This window comes from Mesorhizobium sp. M1E.F.Ca.ET.063.01.1.1, assembly GCF_003998155.1.
Lineage (GTDB): Bacteria > Pseudomonadota > Alphaproteobacteria > Rhizobiales > Rhizobiaceae > Mesorhizobium.
Genome location: NZ_RZSC01000250.1, coordinates 1 through 7,783 on the forward strand (window position 1 = coordinate 1; position 7,783 = coordinate 7,783).

Here is a 7,783-nt window from a genome sequence, read left to right on the forward strand (position 1 = left end):
GTTATCGGCTAAAGGGCCAGCAAAATGCGCTCTGCCACTATGTTCAGAATTGCGGTTGCGCCAGCTTGCGATAAAAGGGCCGCTGCGACCGCTCTCGGCTTTCGGTGAACGTGACAGGCCCAAAGATCCGGACTGAAATAGCACGTATCAGAGCCGTTTCGGCATCCAGGCTATGCATTGTTCCAAGCGCCCCAACCTGGCCTTCTGCGAACGAAGCTGGTGACCCAAATTGAATTTGCCTTTGGCAGCCGCTGCACTGATCAATTCAACTTCAAGCGAAGCTATCCGATCTCGTATCTGCTGAGCTTCAGCCAATCGTAGTTCTCTAAGCCAGCCTAGCCCGCGCATATCAGCAGTCACCATCCATGCAGCATGGAGTAACTCCGAAAAACTAACACCAGCAGATTCGAAAAACTCGCTTTTTAACGGTTCGTGCCGATGCTTTCTCGACCTCAGAGGACCGCGAAATTTCTCCACCCCGTCCGGGTTGGGAATAATCTTAAACGACTTGGTAACGGCTCTTTCAGAGCCCGCTATTTAAAGAAGCGCTGCTAATCTCCAAAGAATAACAATGACACCTCGAAGCAAGCGTATTCTGGGCAAGTCAACGATCGTGACGATCATTGCAATCGTCGCGACCTTTGGGTTGTCGTTCACGGCGAGAATCGCCTTGCACATGCCGATCGACTGGCTGAGTTGGGTGGAATGCACCCTCATCCCCATCCTGATTGGGATGCCTGTCAGTGCCTACATCTTCGTCCAGTCGGAAACCATCCAGGACACATGTGACAAGTTGGAGAAGTCGTATGCGGCGCTCAGCGAGACCCACGACAGGCTGGCATTCGTTACCAGCCACGACCCGATGACGGGGCTCCTTAGCCGCGGCGGGTTCATGGCAAAGATGGACAGGGAGCGCGACGAGGGTGAATACGACACGCTTCTCCTTATCGACCCGGACCACTTCTCCTTGTTCAACGACAAGCACGGGCATTCCAAAGGTGACGAGGCTTTGGTTCGAATTGCAAAAGCGCTTGTCTATCTGACGCGCCCTGGCGATTCAGTTGGGCGCCTTGGCGGCGAAGAGTTCGCAGTGCTGCTGCGAGGCGTGCACAACGAACAGGCAATGACCATTGCAGAGAACATCCGCCGTCTTGTCGAAGCGATGGCCTGGTGCAAGGGGCAACAGGACAATGTAAAGGTGACCGTCAGCATCGGAGGTGCGGAAATTGCTCGCAATGCAGACGCCCAGGATGTTCTTCGCACGGCAGGACGATACCTTTTTGAAGCAAAGCAGCGTGGCCGCAACCGCGCTGCGTTCGACTATGAAGTGTCCAGATTGCGAGTCGTGACACCATAGCCGCCCCTGCTTTGGCTTGTTCTTTCGGGCGTTAGGTCTCTCCTGCGGCGGGTCAGGCGTTGGAAGCATATGCACCGCACAAGAGTTGCCGACGACGTTCATTGTCACGACTTGCTAAGTGACGCTGCACTCAAAATCTGAGACACCATTCGAAGCGGTCTCTGCGCGGAGGCTGCTGCCCCGCAGCAGCTGCATATGTGGAGCAGACGGTCGAGGAACCGGGCAACCAAGGCAATCGCCCACGCACTTCTCATTGACATTGACACAACACTGGTTATTCGTTGCGCCACAAAGCGGATGGTGCGTTCCATCCCCTTCGCGGATGGCGCACATTCGTGCGTGACCCACTAAACGTCCTTCGGCACGTTAGCCGATCCGGTCGCAGCCTACCCGGTAAAAACAAGGAAGCCAGGTGAAGACTATCGTTGTTTGTTCCGGCGGATTGGATTCCGTCACGCTCGCCCACAAGGTCGCAGCCCAAAGCGTCCTCACCCGTCTGGTCTCGTTTGATTACGGTCAGCGCCATAAAAAGGAGCTGGACTATGCCCAGAGGTGCGCCCTGCGCCTCGGCGTTCCGCACGATGTCGTCGACATCGCAGCGGTCGGACGCCTCCTGAGCGGATCGGCGCTGACCAGCGGCGGCCCGGTGCCCGAGGGGCACTATGCGGAAGACAGCATGCGCGTCACCGTCGTCCCCAATCGCAACGCCATCATGCTGGCGGTGGCCTTTGGTGTAGCCGCGGCGGAACAGGCCGATGCCGTGGCGGCAGCGGTCCACGGCGGGGATCATTTCATCTACCCGGACTGCCGCCCGACCTTCGTCGAAGCCTTCGAGGCCATGCAGCGCCATGCCCTGGAGGGACTGGCGAGGATCGCCCTTCACGCGCCGTTCCTGCAACTGAGCAAAGCCGACATTGTCAGTGAAGGCGCACGACTGGGCGTGCCCTTCGAGGAAACCTGGTCGTGCTACCAGGGTGGGGCTCATCACTGCGGTCGCTGCGGCACCTGCGTGGAGCGGCGCGAGGCCTTTCATCTCGCCGCCCAACACGATCCAACATCTTACGAAGACCCTGACTACTGGATCGAAGCTTGCCAGGAATACCAGGCAACGCAACGGCATTAGGGCGCGCAATCATGTACACGATCGCCAAGCGGTTTGCCTTTTCGGCGTCACATGTGATCGGCGGCCTGCCGGCCGAGCACCCTTGCTCCCGGCTGCACGGCCACAACTACGAAGTCGAGATCGTCTTGCAGTCGGCCGAGCTTGACGCGGTCGGCTTTGTCCGCGACTACCGCGAACTCTCGGAACTCAAGGCGCTCATTGACAACACCCTGGATCATCGCCACCTCAATGAGGTCCTCGGGCATGATCGCACGACCAGCGAGGTCATTGCCAAGTGGATCTACGACTGGTGCTGTGAGCGGTGGCCGGAGGTCGCGGCCGTCCGTATCAGTGAGACCCCGAAAACGTGGGCGGAATACCGCCCATGAAGGGAAGCATTCGCATTAGCGAGATCTTCGGTCCGACGGTCCAGGGAGAAGGTCCGTTGATCGGGCGGCCGACTGTGTTCGTCCGCACGGGCGGTTGCGATTACCGCTGCCGCTGGTGCGATACGCTGTATGCGGTGCTGCCCGAGTTCCGCGAAGACTGGACGCTAATGACGCCGGCCGCGATCTTGACGGAGGTTGAGCGGCTGTCGGGTTCTTCTCGGGTGCTTGTCTCGCTGTCCGGCGGCAATCCTGCACTTCAGCCCTTGGCTCCGCTCATCGAACAGGGCCGGCAGAAAGGGCACGCCTTCGCCCTCGAGACCCAAGGCAGCGTTTCACAACCTTGGTTTGCCGCGCTCGATTGGCTCATTCTCAGCCCGAAGCCGCCGTCTTCGGGGATGACAACCGACTGGCAGTCCCTGGACGATTGCGTCGCGGCGGCAAAAGGCGCAGCGCAAAGCGTGGTCAAGGTGGCTGTGTTTGACGACGATGACTATGCCTATGCCCAGCTCGTGGCGAACCGCTATCCCACCCTCCCGGTCTATCTGCAGGTCGGGAATCCTGCTCCGCTGATCAGCCATGCGGGTCCTGGCAGCGAAGAGGCCGACATCGACGATTTGATGCGGCGCTTCCGCTGGCTTGTCGACAAGGTCGCGGTGGATGCGTGGTTCACAGCAACGGTCCTGCCGCAGTTGCATGTGCTGGCCTGGGGCAACCGACGCGGCGTGTGATGGCTCAATTTCGTGGCACGAACGATCGGCAATTCCGCCAACCGCTCTGAGCTTTGCACGGCGCCTCGCAAAGGCTTGGACCGGATTGCGTTTGCGCCGGACGGCCGCTGCGGGGCAGCAGACGAGTGAATTCCGAAAAGCGGCCCGACCAGTCAGGCCGATAGTCCATGACAAGGGAGCCGAGGATCAAATCGAAGCATCATCGTTGAAGGGCGGAGGTTCGTTGAGGTCTCCACAAGCAATCGCCCCCGTCTTCAAGGCGACACCGCGAGATCTCGAGCAATTCCGTCCATACCGGCCAGGTTCGCCCCCTAGCTCGAGGAGCGCCGCAATATGGGTATCGTCGGTTCACGGCGTTTCGACAACCCGCGAACGACCTGGTCCTCCTCTCGCACAGTTCGTCCACTCCTGGAGGCGTCAGCGCCGCTCTCGCAGGGTGCGAAGACCCCGGCATGACTCGGCCCGCGACCATCTTCCCTTCGCCAGCAGCCCGCATTCCCGTCGCGGAGACGCGGGACACAAAGGGGCTATTCCAACCGGCCCGATGACTGCGGCTTCTCGAATTCATCCAGTGAAGCCATATCCGCGGGGCGGCGGATGACTGTCATACCTGTTTCACGCGCGCGCGATAGGGCCGTGTGCATGACGAGAACGGTGCTAATTACTGGGCCGGTCGAGGGCTCGGGCGTGCGCTCGCTGCCTTCGCGTCGCAACAGGGGAATGATGTCGTGGCTTTGGTGCGCACGCATACCTGTGGCGTTTTGCCTTGCGAGGTTTTCGAAGGCGTGGATGTCACAGACCCACAGGCGCTCGACCGTATCGCTGCTGTTCTCAGGGACCGACCGATCGATCTTCTTGTCAACAATGCTGGGATAATGGGTCCAGAGCGCCAATCCACGCTTGACATGGACTTCGACGGTTTCCGTCGCGCGCTCGAATTCAATACGCTGGCACCGTTGCGCGTCGGACCTCATCCTTCAAAGCCTCATCCCGCTTCGCCCGAGCCGACAGCCGGGAGGGATCGATGCGCTTGGCGACATGGTCGTGGTAGGTCGACGGGGCGATCGGCAGCACCTTGCAAATCGGCTCGACCCCATGCGCCTCGCGGTGATCGTCAATGAATGCGATCATGGCTTGAACCGGCGGTCGAGCTCCGCCTGGGCAAAATACGTGGAAGCCTTACGAAGGATTTCGTTGGCCTGGCGAAGCTCGCGGTTCTCGCGTTCCAAAGCCTTGAGTTTCGTCGCCACATCCGTAGGCACACCGGCTCGCACGCCACTGTCGCGCTCGGCCTTCTTCACCCACTCATGCAGCGTCTGCGCCGTGCAGCCGATCTTGGCGGCGATCGACGACACCGCCGCCCACCGCGAGGCATGCTCGCCTTCGTGATCCAGAACCAGCCGCACCGCACGGGCTCGGACCTCGGGAGAGAACTTGTTGGTCGTCTTGCTTGTCATGGCTCTCAGGAGTTGGAGCCTCCGATCAACCCGGCGCGGTTCAGACACAACCGAAGGGCAAACTTACTATGATCCACAAACCACGCACCTAGCCTGCAAGTCGCTCCTCCACCTCGGTGACAAATTGCGAGGGATTGGGTGCTGAGTACACGATATGCACCTCCCGCTGTGCCCTGGTGAACCCGACGTAGAAGAGCCGCCGTGCCTCGACAAGTTTTCGACCCGTGTCATCCGTGCGGGGTATTCTGCCTTCATCTATTCCGAACATAACCACGGCTGCAAATTCGCGCCCCTTCGAACTGTGCAGCGTAGTCAGCTTGAGGTGATCTCCGTCACTCTGGCCGGCGAACTCTGACAGCACCATGTGGCTGCAGTCTCCATCCGTGCATCGGCCCAAAAAGGTCAAGAACGTCTCGCGTTCGTCCTGGAGAGACCGAGCGCCGGTGAGCAGGCCGGAGACAAGCTGCGTATGCAGGCTTTCGAGCCAGTCGCGCAGGTCCACTGTCCCGTCGCGGCGATCCCAAAGAAACTTCACGAGCTGCCTCTGGAATTCCATCTGCGAATTCTCGTTAGGCAGCTCCTCGGAAAAGAACCTCAATCCCTCATTAGCGACTCTGCTGAAAAGGGGGACGCCGATTCGCCACCCGCCGCAGCACCATTCCGCGCATAGCTCGACCCATCTCATCAAGCGGCTGTTGCGCGGATAGATGGAGTTCCCGTCCGTCCGGAGAACCGGAACCGAACGGGCAGTCGCGGCCGTTGCCAACGCGTTTCCGATCCAAGCCGCAGGATAGATGATAGCGATGTCGCCAATCCCTATGTCCGGCTGCCGTTCCTGAATGGCCGGTAGGATCGTATCGAGGACATAGCGGGCCTGTTGATCATAGCCACCGGAACGAGGATGGAAATAGACATCGCCCTCTGGCTGTCCGTCAGCGGCCTGATAACCTCGGTCTTCCCCCAAAGCATAGGTGGATGCGGTAACGATCCGCGAGCCACTACGGTAGTTCAAACGCAGGGGCACCGTTTCAACGTCGTCGCGATCGGCGACTTGCCTGAGCAGTTCGGGGTTCGCCCCGGTGAAGCCGTAGATCGACTGATCGACATCTCCAACCGCGAATAAACGCATTCCAGTGCTGAAGCAAAAACCCATCACCATGCGGTGCAAAGCTCGACCTAGATCTTGATACTCGTCGACAGCAAGTATGGGGTATTTGGCGAGTACCGCTCTCTGCAACCAGTTGTGTTGCCGCAATGCGCGCACCGCCAGCAGGGGCATATCGTCGAAGTCGATGCGTTCGAGCGATCGCAATTCCGCTTCAAAAGCTTCTACTAGCGCCGCCATTCTTGGGCTTGATTCTCGCCATTGGGTGGTGTCCCGGTTCAGGATCGAACGGCGGTACGTCCCCATCGGGAAATCCAAATCTTGTGGGTTCTGCGGTCCCCCACCAATACGCCGATAGGCTCGATCCAATGCGGTTGCCCGCTCTGTGCGCGTCGCAACCTGAAAGCCGTCTGGCAAGCCCATCTGCGCGACTTTTGCGTAGGGAAGAATGATCTGCGTCAGCGAGAAGGAGTGAACCGTGCCAATAAAGACACGTCTGCTCGCCTCGATGCCTAGGCCGAGGAGGCGGTCCTCCAGTTCGCGCGCACACTCGTTGTTGTAAGTTATGCACGCTATGCCGCGGGGCTCGTCAACATCTTCGGCAAGCATTCGCGCGAGCTTAAGCGTGAGGGTCTTGGTCTTGCCGCTGCCCGGACCGGCAAGAACGACGCAGTGCCCTGTCGAGTTATAGGCGTTCCACTGCCCTTCGTTCGCACGAAGGTCCTCGGCCGCACGTAGATAAAGGTTTGGGCTAGACACGGGCCGCCACGAACTCCAGTGCCTTGCGGATGTACGCTGGCGGTTCGATGCCGGCTACCTTGGAAGCGAGGCGCTGGGCAAAACGGCCCTTTCCTGTGGCTTCGATCATCTTAAGGTACTCGTCGATGTCAAGGTCGCTGTTGTCGGTGCGCCAATCAGATAGCTTTTGTTTTCGAGCAGCTCCGAAGTCGACGGTATCGAGTACGTCCAGCATTTTGTCTGCGAATCCCCCATTGAAAAGGTCTACTTCCAGCGTGTGCGCATTGGTGAAGATGCCGAACTCCTCGAATTTTTCCGCGAGGTCGTCTTCATCCTCATCGTCGTTGATCCGTTTGATCTCATCTCTGAGCGTCGCAACATTGCCACCATCTTTAAGCCCTTCGATCAGAAGACACAGTTTCGTTGCGCGTGCGATGCCTAGCGGTGTTTTTCCAAGTGCAGGATCCCAATCGGTGATTGAGGCAATCGGAATGCCGAGGGCGGTCAAAAATTTCACGTAGGGCCTAAAATTCGTTCCCGCGACCGAGCAGATCGAAATCCCAAGCTTGTCGAGGTCGATGTTCAGCTGTTTTGCGAACTCGGGAACAAGAAACTTCTCGGCATCTCCTTCGACTAGCACGATACCGCGCGCGAACAGGATTTCTGCACGTGTGACGTCCAGATATCGCGCGAGATCGTCGCGTTCCGCGGTGGAGAGAGTAATCTGTGCCGCAGACGTAGCCACGGTCCCCTGATTGTGGGCATCCTTCAGAAGCACGATAGAGTTCAACGGCGCGATGCTCGCGATATGCGGAGAATGCGTCGTCAGAAAGATCGAGATCGAACCAGCATCATCTGGAACAGCAAGCCTGGTAAACAAATGCCGATAAATCGAACGCTGGAGATG

General features: G+C 58.9%; 6 protein-coding genes, 3 pseudogenes and 1 other annotated feature. Of the genes and pseudogenes, 5 read left to right on the top strand and 4 right to left on the bottom strand.

Features of this window, described 5'->3' with window-relative positions; genetic code table 11:
* The first annotated feature begins 613 nt into the window (after nt 1-613).
* The 4 genes from EOA29_RS18320 (at nt 614) to queE (ending at nt 3,576) form a co-directional block, all read left to right on the top strand.
* Nucleotides 614-1,357, top strand: a complete 744-nt coding sequence (locus tag EOA29_RS18320) for a GGDEF domain-containing protein (RefSeq protein WP_210213153.1) — start codon at nt 614-616, stop codon at nt 1,355-1,357.
* Between the two features lie 412 nt (nt 1,358-1,769).
* A complete protein-coding gene (queC, locus tag EOA29_RS18325; protein ID WP_127221247.1) occupies nt 1,770-2,480 on the top strand; it encodes a 7-cyano-7-deazaguanine synthase QueC in 711 nt (236 codons plus the stop codon).
* 11 nt (nt 2,481-2,491) lie between these two features.
* Nucleotides 2,492-2,848, top strand: a complete 357-nt coding sequence (gene queD, locus EOA29_RS18330; RefSeq protein WP_127221248.1) for a 6-carboxytetrahydropterin synthase QueD — start codon at nt 2,492-2,494, stop codon at nt 2,846-2,848.
* Entirely contained in the window at nt 2,845-3,576 is a 732-nt protein-coding gene (gene queE, locus EOA29_RS18335; RefSeq protein ID WP_127221249.1) for a 7-carboxy-7-deazaguanine synthase QueE, read from the top strand. The genes queD and queE overlap by 4 nt, the downstream gene beginning before the upstream one ends.
* A gap of 100 nt (nt 3,577-3,676) precedes the next feature.
* Here queE and EOA29_RS44035 read toward each other — a convergent pair.
* Nucleotides 3,677-3,827 (bottom strand): annotated as a pseudogene (locus EOA29_RS44035) (SAM-dependent methyltransferase); the annotation flags it as partial.
* 477 nt (nt 3,828-4,304) lie between these two features.
* On the opposite strand from EOA29_RS44035, the pseudogene EOA29_RS43070 reads away from it, so the two are divergent.
* Nucleotides 4,305-4,475 (top strand): annotated as a pseudogene (locus tag EOA29_RS43070) (hypothetical protein); the annotation flags it as partial.
* Nucleotides 4,476-4,536: 61 nt separating this feature from the next.
* On the opposite strand, the pseudogene EOA29_RS18350 reads toward EOA29_RS43070, so the two are convergent.
* From EOA29_RS18350 to EOA29_RS18360, 3 genes and pseudogenes are all read right to left on the bottom strand, one after another.
* Nucleotides 4,537-5,033: pseudogene (locus tag EOA29_RS18350) on the bottom strand (transposase); the annotation flags it as partial.
* Nucleotides 4,633-4,749: a sequence feature (AL1L pseudoknot), on the bottom strand. (Overlaps the previous pseudogene by 117 nt.)
* Before the next feature lie 88 nt (nt 5,034-5,121).
* Nucleotides 5,122-6,897, bottom strand: a complete 1,776-nt coding sequence (locus EOA29_RS18355) for an ATP-dependent helicase (RefSeq protein WP_127221250.1) — start codon at nt 6,895-6,897, stop codon at nt 5,122-5,124.
* On the bottom strand, nt 6,890-7,783 hold an 894-nt coding region (locus EOA29_RS18360), incomplete at its 5' end, for a TOPRIM nucleotidyl transferase/hydrolase domain-containing protein (RefSeq protein ID WP_348628896.1). The genes EOA29_RS18360 and EOA29_RS18355, both read right to left, overlap by 8 nt.

Bases quoted from the DNA above. Each gene is read 5' to 3' on its own strand.
- queD (WP_127221248.1), top strand. From the start codon at position 2,492: ATGTACACGATCGCCAAGCGGTTTGCCTTTTCGGCGTCACATGTGATC.
- queE (WP_127221249.1), top strand. From the start codon at position 2,845: ATGAAGGGAAGCATTCGCATTAGCGAGATCTTCGGTCCGACGGTCCAG.